Origin of the sequence: Micromonospora sp. WMMD1076, from assembly GCF_029581475.1 — a bacterium.
Taxonomy (GTDB): Bacteria; Actinomycetota; Actinomycetes; order Mycobacteriales; family Micromonosporaceae; genus Micromonospora; species Micromonospora aurantiaca.
Genome location: NZ_CP120862.1, coordinates 1,031,781 through 1,047,091, shown reverse-complemented (window position 1 = coordinate 1,047,091; position 15,311 = coordinate 1,031,781). Strand labels below are relative to the sequence as shown.

Annotated in this window: 13 protein-coding genes; 9 read left to right on the top strand and 4 right to left on the bottom strand. The window is 73.6% G+C overall.

Translation table 11 applies throughout. From position 1 onward, the window contains the following. Positions 1–10 precede the first annotated feature (10 nt). Genes O7622_RS05155 through O7622_RS05145 form a run of 3 tightly spaced genes read left to right on the top strand, consistent with a single transcriptional unit; the run spans position 11 to position 2,874 of the window. Entirely contained in the window at positions 11–970 is a 960-nt protein-coding gene (locus O7622_RS05155; RefSeq protein WP_282312090.1) for a hypothetical protein, read from the top strand. Beyond that, complete coding sequence (locus tag O7622_RS05150) at positions 967–2,226, top strand: adenylosuccinate synthetase (protein ID WP_282312089.1); 1,260 nt, start codon at positions 967–969, stop codon at positions 2,224–2,226. Before O7622_RS05155 ends, O7622_RS05150 begins: the two co-directional genes overlap by 4 nt. A gap of 24 nt (positions 2,227–2,250) precedes the next feature. Then, a complete protein-coding gene (locus tag O7622_RS05145) occupies positions 2,251–2,874 on the top strand; it encodes a DedA family protein (protein ID WP_282312088.1) in 624 nt (207 codons plus the stop codon). Positions 2,875–2,919: 45 nt separating this feature from the next. Here the strand turns inward: O7622_RS05145 and O7622_RS05140 are convergent, their stop codons facing one another. Beyond that, positions 2,920–3,561 (bottom strand): TetR/AcrR family transcriptional regulator, encoded by a 642-nt coding sequence (locus O7622_RS05140; RefSeq protein ID WP_282312087.1) that lies wholly within the window; start codon positions 3,559–3,561, stop codon positions 2,920–2,922. A gap of 67 nt (positions 3,562–3,628) precedes the next feature. On the opposite strand from O7622_RS05140, the gene O7622_RS05135 reads away from it, so the two are divergent. From O7622_RS05135 to O7622_RS05120, 4 genes are all read left to right on the top strand, one after another. Beyond that, positions 3,629–4,081, top strand: a complete 453-nt coding sequence (locus O7622_RS05135) for an SCP2 sterol-binding domain-containing protein (protein ID WP_013283405.1) — start codon at positions 3,629–3,631, stop codon at positions 4,079–4,081. Position 4,082: 1 nt separating this feature from the next. Continuing rightward, positions 4,083–5,297 carry an acyl-CoA dehydrogenase family protein gene (locus tag O7622_RS05130; protein ID WP_282312086.1) on the top strand — a complete coding sequence of 405 codons (1,215 nt, stop codon included), beginning with the start codon at positions 4,083–4,085 and terminating at the stop codon, positions 5,295–5,297. Between the two features lie 163 nt (positions 5,298–5,460). Next, complete coding sequence (locus O7622_RS05125; RefSeq protein WP_282312085.1) at positions 5,461–7,026, top strand: AMP-binding protein; 1,566 nt, start codon at positions 5,461–5,463, stop codon at positions 7,024–7,026. Positions 7,027–7,103: 77 nt separating this feature from the next. Then, positions 7,104–8,606, top strand: a complete 1,503-nt coding sequence (locus O7622_RS05120; RefSeq protein WP_282312084.1) for a N,N-dimethylformamidase beta subunit family domain-containing protein — start codon at positions 7,104–7,106, stop codon at positions 8,604–8,606. Here the strand turns inward: O7622_RS05120 and purD are convergent. The 3 genes from purD to O7622_RS05105 all read right to left on the bottom strand — a co-directional run bounded on the left by purD (position 8,590) and on the right by O7622_RS05105 (position 12,286). Further along, complete coding sequence (purD, locus tag O7622_RS05115; protein WP_282312083.1) at positions 8,590–9,837, bottom strand: phosphoribosylamine--glycine ligase; 1,248 nt, start codon at positions 9,835–9,837, stop codon at positions 8,590–8,592. The two genes, O7622_RS05120 and purD, sit on opposite strands and share 17 nt — an antisense overlap. 90 nt (positions 9,838–9,927) lie before the next feature. Then, positions 9,928–10,851, bottom strand: coding sequence for a type IV toxin-antitoxin system AbiEi family antitoxin domain-containing protein (locus tag O7622_RS05110; RefSeq protein WP_282312082.1), 924 nt, complete (start codon positions 10,849–10,851; stop codon positions 9,928–9,930). A 145-nt stretch (positions 10,852–10,996) separates the two neighbouring features. Next, positions 10,997–12,286, bottom strand: a complete 1,290-nt coding sequence (locus tag O7622_RS05105) for an adenylosuccinate synthase (protein ID WP_282312081.1) — start codon at positions 12,284–12,286, stop codon at positions 10,997–10,999. A 121-nt stretch (positions 12,287–12,407) separates the two neighbouring features. Between O7622_RS05105 and O7622_RS05100 the strand changes: the two genes are divergently transcribed. Together O7622_RS05100 and O7622_RS05095 are read left to right on the top strand one after the other, a co-directional pair. Further along, positions 12,408–13,406, top strand: a complete 999-nt coding sequence (locus tag O7622_RS05100) for a diacylglycerol kinase family protein (RefSeq protein ID WP_282312080.1) — start codon at positions 12,408–12,410, stop codon at positions 13,404–13,406. A gap of 79 nt (positions 13,407–13,485) precedes the next feature. After that, entirely contained in the window at positions 13,486–15,291 is a 1,806-nt protein-coding gene (locus tag O7622_RS05095) for a chromosome partitioning protein (RefSeq protein ID WP_282312079.1), read from the top strand. The last annotated feature ends 20 nt before the right edge of the window (positions 15,292–15,311 follow it).

The following is a 15,311-nucleotide window of genomic DNA, read 5'->3' as shown; positions in this document are numbered from 1 at the left end:
GGAGGCTGCCATGGGCAGTGGAATCTGGTCCACCGACGTGTACGACGCCGCCGACCGTTACCGGCGCCGCACCGGCAAGAGCGCGTTCTCCTACAGCGACAGCGGCGCCCGCAAGGTGCACCCGGCGCTCGACCCGCGTGACGCGCTGCGGGAGAGCCGCGACTCCGCCGAGCACCCGCAGTCGACGCCGATCACCGTGCTGTTCGACGTCACCGGCTCGATGGGGCACGTGCCCCGGGTGCTGCAGAGCAAGCTGCCGCAGCTGCTCGGCCTGCTGCTGCGCCAGGGGTACGCGAAGGACCCGCAGGTCATGTTCGGCGCGATCGGCGACGCCACCTGCGACCGGGTGCCGTTGCAGGTCGGGCAGTTCGAGTCCGACAACCGGATGGACGACGACCTCGGCCGGATCGTGCTGGAGGGCGGCGGTGGCGGCCAGATGACGGAGTCGTACGAGCTGGCGCTCTACTTCATGGCCCGGCACACGGCCACCGACAGCTGGGACAAGCGTGGCCGGCGCGGCTACCTGTTCATCATCGGCGACGAGCTGGCGTACCCGGCGGTGAAGACCGCGGAGGTGAGCCGGCTGATCGGCGACGACCTCCGCGAGGACATGCCGGTCCGGCAGGTGGTGGACGAGGTGACCGCGCGCTGGGACACCTACTACCTGCTGCCCGCCGGCAGCCACTACGCGGGCAACCGCAAGGTGCTGGACTTCTGGCGTGGCCTGCTCGGGCAGAACGCGGTCGAGCTGGACGACCTGGACGCGGTCTGCGAGACGATCGCGCTCACCGTCGGGCTCGGTGAGCAGGCCATCGACCTGGACGCCGGGCTGCGTGACCTGGACCGGGCCGGCTCCACCGCCACCCGCACCGTCTCGAAGGCGCTCGCCCGGCTCGGCTCGGGCCGGCGCACTGTGGCGACGCTGCCGTTCAGCCCGGCCGACGGTGGAAGCGGGGTCACCCGGCTGTGAACCACGTGACGGTGGTCGACCTCGGCTACGGCGACGCCGGCAAGGGCACGGTGGTGGACCTGCTCTGCGCCACCCGGCAGGTCCACACGGTGGTCCGGTTCAACGGGGGCGCGCAGGCGGCGCACAACGTCGTCCTGCGCGACGGGCGGCACCACACGTTCGCGCAGTTCGGCGCCGGGACGTTCCGTCCGGGCGTACGGACGCACCTGGCGCGGCACGTGGTGGTGGACCCGCTGACGCTGGCCGCCGAGGCCGACCACCTCGCGTCGGTCGGCGTGCCCGACGCGCTCGACCGTCTGACAGTGGACGGGGAGGCGCTGCTCGCCACCCCGTACCACCGGGCCGCGAATCGCGCCCGGGAGATCGCCCGGGGAGCCGACCGGCACGGCTCCTGCGGGCTCGGGGTGGGCGAGGCCGTCGCGTACGGCCTCGCCCACCCCGACGAGGCACCCCGGGTGGCGGACTGCCGCCGCCCGGCGGTGCTGCGCCGGCGGCTGACCGCGCTGCGCGACCGGCTGACCGCCGAGCTGGGGCCGCTCGACGCGCCACCGGTGGACGACTGCCTGCCCGCGTACGCGGCCTTCGCGCGGCGGGTGGCGATCGTCGACCGGACCTGGCTGGCAGGCGCGCTGCGCGAGGGCACCTGCGTGTTCGAGGGCGCGCAGGGGGTGCTGCTGGACGAGTGGCACGGCTTCCACCCGTACACGACGTGGAGCACCACGACGTTCGCCAACGCCGAGACGCTGCTCGCCGAGGCGGGCATGGCCGGGACCGCGCAGCGGGTCGGCGTGCTGCGCACGACCACCACCCGGCACGGTCCCGGGCCGCTGGTCACCGAGGACGTGGCGCTGCCGTTCACCGACCGGCACAACGGGACGAACCCCTGGCAGGGGCGGTTCCGGTTCGGGCACTTCGACGCGGTCGCCCACCGGTACGCGCTGGAGGTGGCAGGTGGCGTGGACGGGCTGGCGCTCACCCACCTCGACCTGGCCGGTCCCGCGCTACGGATCTGCCGCCGCTACGAGGGCCTGGACCGGCTCGTCCCCGGCCCGGCCGGTGACCTGGACCGGCAGGCGGCGCTCACGCAGCGGCTACTGCGGGCTCGGCCGGTGCTGGACGAGGTGCCCGCCGACTGGCCGGCGGCCGTATCGGAGGCGCTGGGCGCGCCGGTGGTGCTCACGTCGCGCGGGCCCACGGCCGAGGAGAAGGAAGGGCCCCTTGTTAACGCCTTTTGTATGGGAAGGGCCCCTGCTTAACAGCGCACCACCGAGCATGGGTGCATGGGGGACGTGCTCGACCTGCTGCACCACACGGTGACGTCGCCGTGGGTGTACCTGGTGATCATCGCGGTCACCGCCGTCGACGCGGTCTTCCCGGCGGTACCGGGCGAGACGGTGGTGATCACCGCAGGGGTCTTCGCGGCCGGCGGCGAGCCGAACCTGGTGCTGGTGATCGTGACCGCCGCGTTCGGCGCGCTCGCCGGCGACCACATCTCGTACGCGATCGGGCGCGGCGGCGGCGCGCACCGGCTGGCCCGCTTCCCGGCGGACAGCAGGCGGCGGGCCGGCTCGGAGTGGGCCCGCCGGGCGATCGGCAGGCGCGGCGGGATGATCCTGACCACCGCCCGGTACGTCCCCGGCGGCCGGACCGCCGTCACGCTGACCATGGGTGCGGTCCGCTATCCGGCGCGCACGTTCCTGCTGTACGACGGCCTGGCGTGCACCACCTGGGGGATCTACTGCGGGCTGCTCGGCTATTTCGGCGGCCTGGCGTTCGAGCACAACCCGCTGTCCGGGCTGCTCGCCGGCGTGGCCATCTCGCTGGCCGTCACCGGCCTGTTCGAGGCCGTCCGTTGGGGCCGGCGGCGGGCACACCGGCGGGCCGCCGCCCGGCACGACTGTTAACAAGGGGCCCTTCCTCTACCGGAGGCGTTAAGAGGGGGCCCTTCCTTACCCCGCAGCGGGCGGGTGCCAGGTGACGCCGCGCAGCAGCTGGTCGGCGCCGAGCCAGGCCACGTTCATCATCCGGGTCGCTGTCTTCCCGGCGTCGGCCTCCGGATGGTCGGCCAGCCAGTCGGCGAGCGACTCACTGGCACCCACCAGCCCGTACGCGACCACCTCCAGGTCGGTGGCGCCGACCTCGCGACCGGAGGCGCGCAGCGCGTGGTCGAGCATCCCGGCGACCACCTCGACCAGCCGGCTCCGCATGGCGGCGAGTTCGGCGGCGAACGGCTGGGAGCCGCGGGCCTGCCGGTAGAGCACCGCCCAGCCGTCCCGGTGCGCGCCGACGAAGCCGAAGAACGCGCGCAGCCCGCGCCAGAGCCGCTCGTCGGCGGGCAGGTCGGGGGCGGCGGCGCCGGCGATCGCCTCCATCATCCGGGTGCTCTCCCGGTGCAGGCAGGCGATGAAGAGTTCCTCCTTGGTGCCGAGGTAGGCGTACACCATCGGCTTGGAGATGCCGGCGTCGTCGGCGATCTCGTCCATGCTGGCGGCGTGGAAGCCGCGGCGGGAGAACACCTTCACCGCCGCGTCGAGCATCTGCTGCTCGCGTACGGCCCGGGGGAGGCGCTTGAATGCCGGCGTGCTGGACACCCTTGCGAGCATACCTACTCGTGCGTAGGGTTACGCCGGAGTAACCAAAGTCGAGAGGTGCCTTCCCATGACTGACTTCGACCCGGCCAACTTCGCGAACGTCGGCCCGAAGGAGTTCGCGCAGCTGGTCAAGTCCACCCCGGACGCCAAGATCAACGAGATCATGTCCGGCGAGGCGCGCGGCAAGATCCTCAGCGAGGTCTTCAACCGGATGCCCACGCTGTTCCGCGCGGACCGCGCCGGTGCCACCAACGCGGTCATCCACTGGAACATCACCGGCCGTCCGGACGGTGGCACCGACACTTACGAGATCGTCATCGAGAACGGCACCTGCACCGTCTCGGAGACCGCGACCCGCGACCCGAAGCTGAGCCTCACCATGGGCCCGGTCGAGTTCCTGAAGATCGTCTCCGGTGGCGCCAACCCGGTGATGATGTTCATGACCGGCAAGCTGAAGGCCAAGGGCGACCTGGGCCTGGCCGCCAACATCGCCAACCTGTTCGACATCCCCAAGGCCTGACATGGCCGAGTTCTCGCTCGACCTGAACGAGGAACAGCGGGACCTTCGCGACTGGGTGCACGGCTTCGCCGCCGAGGTCGTGCGCCCGGCCGCGGCCGAGTGGGACGCCCGGGAGGAGACCCCCTGGCCGATCATCCAGGAGGCCGCGAAGGTCGGCCTGTACGGGTTCGAGTTCCTCGCCACCTGCTGGGCCGATCCCACCGGCCTCTCCCTGCCGATCGCCAGCGAGGAACTCTTCTGGGGTGACGCCGGCATCGGCCTGAGCATCTTCGGCACCGCCCTCGCGGTCGCCGGGATCTACGGCGCCGGCACCCCGGACCAGCTCGTCGAATGGGTGCCGCAGTGCTTCGGCGACGTCGACCAACCGGCCGTCGCGGCGTTCTGCACCAGCGAGCCGGAGGCCGGCTCCGACGTCGGCTCGATGCGTACCCGCGCCGTCTACGACGAGGCCACCGACGAGTGGGTGCTCAACGGGCAGAAGGCGTACGCCACGAACGGCGGCATCGCCGGGGTGCACGTGGTCACCGCCTCGATCGAGCCCGAGCTGGGCTCGCGCGGCCAGGCCGCGTTCGTCGTACCCCCCGGCACGCCCGGTCTGACCGCCACCCGCAAGCTGCGCAAGCTCGGGCTGCGCGCCTCGCACACCGCCGACGTCTTCCTCGACGACGTCCGGGTGCCGGGCCGCTGCCTGCTCGGCGGCAAGGACGCGCTCGACGAGCGGCTGGCCCGCGCCCGGTCCGGGCAGCGCGCCTCCGGTCAGGCGGCGATGCGGACGTTCGAGCTGTCCCGCCCGACAGTCGGCGCGCAGGCACTCGGCGTGGCCCGCGCCGCCTACGAGTACGCCCTGGACTACGCCAAGGAGCGGGTCCAGTTCGGACGGCCGATCATCTCCAACCAGGCGGTCGCGTTCGCGCTCGCCGACATGAGGATGGAGATCGACGCGGCCCGGTTGCTGGTCTGGCGCGCCTCCTGGATGGGCCGCAACAACCGGCCGTTCACCGCGGGCGAGGGCTCGATGTCCAAGCTCAAGGCCGGTGAGGTGGCCGTCTCGGTGACCGACAAGGCGGTCCAGCTCCTCGGCGGCGCCGGCTTCCTGCGCGACCACCCGGTCGAGCGGTGGTACCGCGACGCCAAGATCTACACCATCTTCGAGGGCACCTCCGAGATCCAGCGGCTGGTCATCTCCCGGGCCATCTCCGGGATGCAGATCCGCTGACCGCCGGCGGGCCGCGGCCCGGCCCGTGACGACGTCTCCCGCCGTCGCGGGCCGGGCCGCCGCTCCCGGGCCGTCCCCGGACCGCGATCGGCGCAAGATCATGCCGAACCGGCCGGCCGTCAGGAGCCTGGTCGACGAACCACGAACGCGAAGGAGTTGCGCCGTGGACCTGCCGTTCATCGCCGCCACGCTGACCCGACGTGGACTGCTCGCCCCGGGCCGCCCGATCCGTGTGGTCTCGCAACTGAACGCGCTGCGCCGGTGGGGCTGGAGCCTCGCCGGTGAGCTGCGCCAGGCCGCCGCCCGCGACCCCGGCCGCGTCGCCGTGGTCGACGAGCACGGCGCCACCGTGACGTACCAGGACCTGCTCGACCGCTCCGAACGGCTGGCCCGGTCGCTGCGGTCCCACCTCGGCGTGCAGACCGGTGACCGGGTGGGTGTGCTCTGCCGCAACCACCACGGCCTGATCGAGGCGATAGTCGCAGCGATGCTGCTCGGCGCGGACGCCGTCCTGGTCAACACCGGGCTGTCCGCCGCGCAACTGGTGACTGTGGCCGAGGAACAGGACCTGCGCGTCCTGGTGCACGACGGCGAGTTCACCGAGCGCGTCCTCGGCCTCCCGGCCGAACTGCACCGGGTCGACGAGCGGGGGCAGGATGAGCTGATCGCGGCCGCCGTGCCCGGCGAGACGCTCCAGCCGCCGGAGCGGGACGGCCGCACCATCGTGCTGACCTCCGGCACCACCGGCGCGCCCAAGGGTGCCCGCCGGCCCACCCCGCACGGCTTCGGCCCGCTGGTGTCCATCATCGACCGCATCCCGCTGCACGCGCGGGACACCGTGATGATCGCCGCGCCGATCTTCCACACCTGGGGGTACGCCGCGCTCCAGGTGTCGTTCGCGCTGCGCGCCACAGTCGTACTGCACCGCCGCTTCGACCCGGCCGCCACGCTCGCCGCACTCGCCGCTCAACCGTGCGACGCGATGTTCGCCGTACCGGTGATGCTGCAACGGCTGATGGAGGTGGCGCCGCCGCAGCCCCGGCCGCCGCTCAAGGTGGTCGCGGTCAGCGGATCGGCGCTGCCCGGCAACCTGGCCACCGCGTTCATGGACCGGTACGGCGACGTGCTCTACAACCTCTACGGCTCGACCGAGGTCTCCTGGGCCTCCATCGCCGGTCCGGCCGAACTGCGCGCCGCGCCCACCACGGCGGGCCGGCCGCCGCACGGCACCCGGCTGGCCATCCTGGACGCGACCGGCCGTCCGGTCCGCGACGGCGAGGTCGGGCGGATCTTCGTGGGCAACGAGATGCTGTTCGAGGGCTACACCTCGGGCGCCGGGCGGGAGAGCCTCGACGGCCTGCTCGACACCGGCGACCTGGGCCGGCTGAACGCCGACGGCCTGCTCTTCGTCGACGGACGGGCCGACGACATGATCGTCTCGGGTGGCGAGAACGTCTTCCCGTCCGAGGTGGAGGATCTGATCGCCCGGCTGCCGCAGGTCCGCGAGGTCGCCGTGATCGGCGTACCGGATCCCGACTACGGCCAGCGACTGGCCGCGTTCCTGGCGCTGCGAACCGGCGAGACGCTCGACCCGGAGGCGGTCCGCGAGTACGTCCGGCGCTACCTGGCCCGCTTCTCCGTGCCCCGCGACGTGGTGTTCGTCAAGTACCTGCCGCGCAACGCCACCGGCAAGGTGCTCAGCCGGGAGCTTCGCCGCTACTTCGACTGATCCACATCGGTCACCCGGCTGCCGCCTTCCGGTGCTACCGTCACCCCCGATCGAACGGGGAAACGGGGAACACCACAATGGACAGGCTTCGGCGGCGTACCGCACTCGGCCTCCTCGTCGGCGGCGCGTCCGCCGCCGCGCTCGGCCCGTTCGACCCGGTCCTCGGCGGCCGGCCCGACGACTCACCCACCCGGTGGCCGGTCCCGCCCGTCGAGCGGGAGAACCGCGCCGCCGGTGAGCCGTGGTGGCCCGAGCACGGCGGCCGGGCCGCCGACGACCGGCGGCGCCAGATCCAGGGGTACGCCTCGACGGCGAGCGTCGCCCCCGGCGAGGTGATCGACTTCCACGTCGCGGTCAACCCGCGCGCCCGGTTCCGGATCAGCGTGCACCGCCTCGGCTGGTACGACGGCGCGGGCGCCCGCACGATGCTGACCAGCCCCGAACTGCCCGGCGTGCCGCAGCCGGTGCCGGTGGCCGACCCGGACACCGGTGTGCTCGACTGCCGGTGGCCGGTGTCCTGGCGCCTGCCCGTCCCGCACGGCTGGACCTCCGGCCTCTACCAGGCGGTCTTCACCTCGGCCGACGGCTGGCGGGCCTGCACGCCGTTCGTGGTACGCGACGACCGGCGCCCGGCCGCGCTCTGCGTGGTGCTGCCGGTGACCACCTGGCAGGCGTACAACCAGTGGCCGCGCGACCGGCGGACCGGCAAGAGCCTCTACAACGGTTACCGGGCCGACGGGCGGCGCGACCCGGCGCTGCGGGCACGCGCTGTCACGTTCGACCGCCCGTACTCCGGCGCCGGCCTGCCCACCCACTTCGACCGCGACGAGGCCGCGATCCGGTGGCTGGAACGCAACCTCTACGACGTCAGCTACGCCACCAGCTTCGACCTGCACTCCGGGCGACTCGACCCGGCCCGGTACCGGGGTCTGGTGTTCTGCGGGCACGACGAGTACTGGTCGGCCGAGATGCGCCGCGCCACCGAGGTCGGCCTGGCCGGGGGCACCAGCCTCGCGTTCCTCGGCGCGAACAGCGTCTACTGGCACGCCCGCGTACGCGCTGCCGCCGACGGCCGCCCCGAACGGCTCGTCGAGTGCGCCAAGACGCTTCCCGACCCGGGCGCGGGCACCGGCGACCCGACGGTGACCTGGCGCAACCTCGACCGGCCGGAACAGGCGCTGCTCGGCGTGCAGTACAACGGCATCGTGCTGACCCCGCAGCCGCTCGTGGTGCGCGCCGCCGACAACTGGGTGTGGGCCGGCAGCGGCGTGGCCGACGGCGACCGCATCCCGGGCGTGGTCGCGGGCGAGGCGGACGGGCTGCACGCGGCCCTCCCGCGGCCCGCCGGGACCACGCTCAGCTCGTCGCCGTACCCGGCCCAGCAGGGCGGCCGACGGCTCCAGAGCAGCTACGTCCACGAGACGGCACGCGGAGCTGTCGTCTTCGCCAGCGGAACGCTCGGCTGGACCCTGGCACTGGACCGGCAGGGGCACCGCGACCCGCGCATCGAGCGGGCCACGGCGAACGTGCTCAACCGGATGGCCGGCCGGCGCCGCAGCCCGGTCAGCCCGGAATCGTGACCCGGCCGTCCACAGCCGCCGCCGCGATGTCGGTGCGGTGGTGGGAACCGGCCAGCTCGACGTCGCGTACCAGGGCGTAGGCGGCGTCGCGCGCGGCGGCCAGGTCCGGCCCGGTCGCCGTACCGCAGAGGACCCGGCCCCCCGCGGAGCGCAACGTGCCGTCGGCGTCCCGGCGGGTGCCGGCGTGGATGATCCCGGCGCGGTCCGCGCCGGTGATCACATCACCGGTACGCGGACCCGCCGGATAGCCGTCGGCCGCCACCACGACAGTCACCGCCGCGCCGTCGCGCCAGCGCAGCGGCGGGTGCCCGCCGAGCGTGCCGGTGGCGGCGGCGTGCAGCAGCCCGGCCAGCGGCGTCTCCAGCAGGGCGAGCACGACCTGCGTCTCCGGGTCGCCGAAGCGCGCGTTGAACTCGATCACGCGCGGGCCGGACGGGGTGATCGCCAGGCCCACGTAGAGCAGGCCGGCGAACGGCGCGCCCCGGCGGCGCAGCTCCGCCAGCGTCGGGTGCACCACGTCGCGCATCACGTCGTCGACCAGGTTCGGCGGGGCCCACGGCAGCGGCGTGTACGCGCCCATGCCGCCCGTGTTCGGCCCGGTGTCGCCGTCGCCGACCCGCTTGAAGTCCTGCGCTGGCAGCAGCGGCACCGCCGCCTCGCCGTCGGTGACCACGAACAGGGAGACCTCGGGGCCGGACAGGTACTCCTCGATCACCACCCGGCCGCACCCCGCCGCGTGCCGCTCGGCGACCGCCCGGTCGTCGGTGACCACCACGCCCTTGCCGGCGGCGAGTCCGTCGTCCTTCACCACGTACGGCGCGCCGAACTCGTCCAGCGCGCCCCCCACCGCCGCCGCGTCCTCGCAGGTGTACGCGCGAGCGGTCGGCACCGCCGCGGCGGTCATCACGTCCTTCGCGAACGTCTTCGAGCCCTCCAGCCGGGCCGCCTCCCCGCTCGGGCCGAACACCGCGATGCCCTTGGCGCGTACCGCGTCGGCGACGCCCGCCACCAGCGGCGCCTCCGGCCCGATGACCACCAGGTCGGCCGCGACCTCGACGGCGAGGGCCGCCACTGCCGCCGGATCGGTGGGTGTCACCTCCCGCAGCTCGGCCACCGCAGCGATCCCCGGATTCCCCGGAGCCGCGAACAGCGCCTCGACAGCCGGGTCACCGGCGAGTCCGAGCGCGAGAGCGTGCTCCCGCCCACCACCACCCACAAGAAGTACGCGCACGACCGGCATCCTACTGACCACCCCACCCCACCCCGTCGATCAAGGAGTTTGCGTCTCAGATTGAGGGGTGAGGGCCCGCAAACTCCTTGATCACCGGCGCTTCAGGGCGTGTTTGACCGTCTGGGGGATGTAGTCGGGGCGCTGGGTGTCGGACCAGGTGAAGCGGAGGATCCGCCAGCCGGCGTTGACCAGTCGGTTCTGCCGGAAGCGGTCCGCGTAGACAGCCTCGGGCGTCAGGTGCGGGGCCCGGCCGTCCGCCTCCGCGATCAGGCGCGCGCGCCGCCACCCCAGGTCCCCGACGCCGAGCAGGTAACCGTCTTCGTCCCGCACCGGCAGTTGCAGGACGTCCGGCGGCACGCCACCGTCGACGCACCGGAGCCGGGCGCGGGTCTCCAGCGGAGACTGTGCCCGGCCGTCCGCCTCGGCCAGGTATCCCCGAGCGGCGACCGCCCCGCGGCGTCCGGTGAGGTGCGCGAGCACCAGGGGCAGGTCGTTCTCGGCCAGGATCCGCTGGTTGAGCGCGGAATCGAGGACGCACACCGCCGGGAAGCGCCGAGCCCGCAGCAACAAGTCGGCGACGGTGCGCGCCGGGGTGGTGACCGGTACGCCGCCGGCCCGGCACACGTCCGCTTCGGCGAGCGTCAACTGGTGCACCGTCAGGCCCGGCTCCGCCCGGCGCTGCACGTGCGGCCGATCCGACGGCACCGATACGTGGATCACCGGCGTCGGCGGAAGGCCGGCGATGCCGTGCAGCTCGGCGGCGGTCCCCAGCACAGCGACCGCGCCCTGCCCGAGGCTGGCGATCGTGGCGCGGATCGTGGCACGTCGGAGTGCCATCGGCGTCGGCCCGGCGGGAGACGGGAGGTAGCAACCGCGAGAGACGCGCGTCCATCGGCCGGACCGGACGAGGTACCGGATCTGCTCCCGGCCGAGGCCCAGACGCAGCGCCTGCCCCGCCGTCACGAACCCGCCCTGCGTTGTGGCCAGCCGCGTCAGCTCGTCGAATTCACCCACACGCGCAGGCTCCCCCGCACCACTCCACAGCCGAAACCCCTGTGGACAACCCTGTGGAAAACCGCCCTCCCGCAGCCCGCCCCGCCCCGCCCCGGTGATCGGCCCGGAGGGCCGGGGTGGGGGTGGGTGGGAGGGAGGGGGTGGGTTAGGGGAGGAGGGGGTGGCGGAGGACGTTTTCCTCTCGGCCTGGGCCCACGCCCACCACGCTCACCCGGGTGCCGGTCAGCTCCTCGATGCGGGCGACGTAGCGGCGGGCGTTCTCCGGTAGCTCGTCCTCGGTCCGTGCCTTGGTGATGTCCTCCCACCAGCCGTCGAGCTCTTCGTAGATCGGCGTGGCGTGGTGGAAGTCGGTCTGCGTCATCGGCATGTCGTCGAAGCGCTCGCCGTTGATCTCGTACCCGACGCAGATCGGCACCTTGGCCAGGCCGGTCAGCACGTCCAGCTTGGTGACCACCAGGTCGGTGACGCCGTTGAGGCGGCACGCGTACCGGGCCACCACGGCGTCGAACCAGCCGCAGCGGCGCTCCCGGCCGGTGGTGGTGCCGTACTCGTGGCCGACCTTGCGCAGGTGCTGCCCGTTGTCGTCGAACAGCTCGGTCGGGAACGGGCCGGAGCCCACCCGCGTCGTGTACGCCTTGCTCACCGCGATGACCTTGGTGATCGCGGTCGGCGGGATGCCCGCGCCCACGCACGCCCCACCGGCCGTCGGGTTCGACGAGGTGACGAACGGGTAGGTGCCGTGGTCCATGTCGAGCATGGTGGCCTGGGCGCCCTCCAGCAGCACGGTCTCGCCGCGGTCGAGCGCGTCCCAGAGCATGACCCGGGTCTCGGCGATGTACGGGCGCAGCCGCTCGGCGTACCGGAGGTACTCCTCGACGGTCTCCTCGACGTCGATCGCCTTGCGGTTGTAGACCTTGAACAGGAGCTGGTTCTTCTCGCGGAGCGCCAGCTCCAGCTTCTTGCGCAGGATGCCCGGGTCGAGCAGGTCCTGGAGCCGGATGCCCATCCGGGCGACCTTGTCGCCGTACGCGGGACCGATGCCCCGGCCGGTGGTGCCGATGCGGGAGCTGCCCAGGTAGCGCTCGACCACCCGGTCCAGCGCGCGGTGGTGCGGCATGATCAGGTGCGCGTCGCCGGAGATACGCAGGCGGGACACGTCCACGCCGCGCTCGGCGAGCCCGTCGATCTCCTGGAGCAGCACCTTCGGGTCGACCACCACGCCGTTGCCGATCACGATCATCGCGCTCGGTGACAGCGCCCCGGACGGCATGAGGTGCAGCGCGTACTTCTGGCCGTCCGGCGTGATCACCGTGTGGCCTGCGTTGTTGCCGCCGGAGTAGCGCACGACGTAGTCGACCCGCTCACCCAGCAGGTCGGTAACCTTGCCCTTGCCCTCGTCGCCCCACTGGGCGCCGAGCAGCACGATCGCTGGCATCTTCTCGCCTCCAGAAGGCTCGGGTGCCAGGTGGCGACCGGTCAGCGAGCCCGGGGTGTCAGGCTAACAAGTAGTGACGGCGGGACCAGCAGGGGTTGGTCGAGAAGCAGGAGGCTCCTTCGTGTACGACGTGGTGCTGCTCACCCTCGGCTCGGAGCGGGACGCTCCCGGTGGTGGCTGCGGCAGCGGCGGCGCCTGCTGCGGCGGCGCGGACGACACCGCCGCCGAGACCGGCGAGGAGCGCTGCGAGACGCCGCGCGTACCGGTGCTGGCCTGCGCGGACGAGCTGACCGCCCGGGGTGCCCGGGTGACCACCGTGACCGCCCGGTCGGACTCCGAGATCGACGAGGTGCTGGCCCGCCTCGACGGCCCGCCGCGCGCCGACGGCCTCACCTGGCCGGACTCCGACGGCAAGACCCGGCTCATCGTCGCCACGGCGAGTGACGGTCAGTTGCGCGCCGTCCTGCGCCGGCTGGTCCGGCGGTACGCTCCGCCGCCGAGCCGCCGCCCCGCGGACCTCGCAGACGACCGTACGGTGCCCGACCTGCCCCCTGTCGGCGTACTCCCGCTCGATCCGGCCCGGTCCGGGACGGCGCGGGACCTGGCCGCGCAGCTCGGGCTGCCCCGGGATCCGGCGGGTGTGGCCGCCGCGGTGCTGGACGGCACCGCCCGACGGCTGGACCTGCTGCGCAACGACGGCGGCTCGGTGACGCTCGACGGCGCGCTGCTCGGCGCCGCCGACGACGCGGGCCGTCCGTTGCACTGGCGGGCCCGGGTCGAGGTCGACGGCACGGTGCTCAGCGACGGCTCCGAGCCGATCACCGCGTGCGCGATCGGCAACGCGGGCGGGTACGCGCACCTGGGCGAGGTGGACCTGCTGGGCGGCCCGGATCCGGCCGACGGCCGGGTGACGGTGGGCGTCGCCGTACCAGTGGTGACCCGGTCGGCGTTGGGCCGGAAGAAGGTCCGGCTGGAGGTACGCCGGGCACGGGGACGTGCGGTGGCGGTGGTGCCGCGCGACGAGAAGGTGCCCTTCCTCGACGACGGCGTCGAGGGCGAGCTGAACCGCAAGCGCTCCTGGTGGACCGAGCCGGCCGCCTGGGCGGTCTGGACGGGCTGACCTCGGTCGGGTCGATCCCCACCCGGCTCGCGGCGCTGGCCGGACCGCCTATCCTCGGCGGAAGGAATGGGGAGGAACCGTGGTGCACGAGAACGACGACCGGGCCCACGTACCGGGCCGAGCGCAGGTGCCGCAGCGGGACGTCGAGCCGCTGTGGCCGCCGGAGGAGACCGACGCGGCGACGGCCACGATCCCGCCGTGGGCGTCGGTGCCCTGGCCGCTCCCGTCGGCCGACGCTCCCGCACCGGCAGCGGCGGACTCGTCCGCCGCTCAGGCGGCATCCGCCCCGGCGACCACGCCCGCCACCGGCACGACCGGCCCGGGTACCGCCGTCGAGGGTGCCGGGAACGGACGGGCCGCCTCGCCGTGGGCCCAGCCGCCGCAGCGCGCCGGGTCGGACTCCGCCACCACGCCGGACCCGCTTCCCGCCGAAGCAGCGGCTCCGCCGTCCGAGGCGGCGGAGGCCGACGGCACCGCATCCGGCCGCGCCACCGTGGCGCCACCCTCGCCCGACGCACTCTCCACCGACGGCATCGCATCCGGCCGTGCCACCGTCACCGCGGCACCGCCCCCATCATCCGACGCTCTCCCCACTGACGGCACCGCCGCAGGCCGGGCCACTGTCGCCGGGACGCCGCCCCAGCCGTCGCCGGAATCCGGCACGGGACCGACAGGGCCGGGCGCGCCCGAGCACACGCCCCGCCTCGGGCCGTTCCCGCCGTCGCCGGGCGTACCGGCGCAGCCGTCCCCGTACGGCAACGGCTATCCGTCGCCCGGCTACCAGCCACAACCGGGTCAGCCCGGCTGGTACCCGCCGCCCGGCTGGACGCCCCAGACGGGCGTGCCGCAGCCGGGCGGTCCGCTGCCGCCGCAGGCGCCGGTGTCCGGCCCGGTGGTGCCGCCACCACCTCAGCCCGGAGCGCCCCACCCGGAGCAGGGCTGGACGCCGCAGCAGGTGGTACCCCCGACCGCCGAGGACTTCGCCCGCCGCCGCCAGGCCCGGCCGGTCGACCCGGTCGCCACGATGGGCGTACGCGCGGTGGTGAACAAGATCGGGCTGGTCCGGCTCGCGCCCGGGCGGCACGAGCAGGAGATGAAGCGCGACATCGAGATGGTCCGCCGCAACTTCGGCGGGCTGCGCCAGGTGACAGTGGTCAACCCGAAGGGCGGCGCCGGCAAGACGGTGGCGATCCTGCTGCTCGCCATGACGTTCGGCCAGAAGCGCGGCGGATACGTGCTGGCCTGGGACAACAACGAGACCCAGGGCACTCTCGGCATGCGGGCGCAGCAGGACTTCCACGCCCGTACGGTGCGGGACATGCTGCGGGACCTGGCCCAGTTCCAGGGGCCGCACGGCCGGGTGGGCGACCTGTCGCAGTACGTCCGCTCGCAGGGCGAGGGCATGTTCGACGTGCTGGCCTCGGACGAGTCCGCGACCGGCGGCGAGATGCTCACCGCCGCCGCGTTCGCGGAGATCCGTGAGGTGGTCAGCCGGTTCTACAAGCTGATCTTCGTGGACACCGGGAACAACGTCCGGGCGCAGAACTGGCAGGCCGCGATGGACGCCACCGACCAGCTCGTGGTGACCATGTCGGCCCGTAACGACTCGGCCGAAACCGCCGCCCGGATGCTCGACCACCTGGAGCAGAGCGGCCGGCAGCGGCTGGTCCGCCAGGCGGTCACAGTGGTCTCGATGCCGCCGTCCCGCAAGGAGATCGACCTGCCCGCGATCCAGGCCCACTTCGCGGCCCGGACCCGGGCGGTGCTGCTGGCACCGTACGAGCGGCTCATCGACACCGGCGAGCCGCTGCGGTACGGGCAGCTCTCCTCCGCCACCCGGGACGCCTGGCTGAAGATCGCCGCGTCGGTGGCGGAGGGGCTGTAGGACGGGCGCGACGGCCGGGC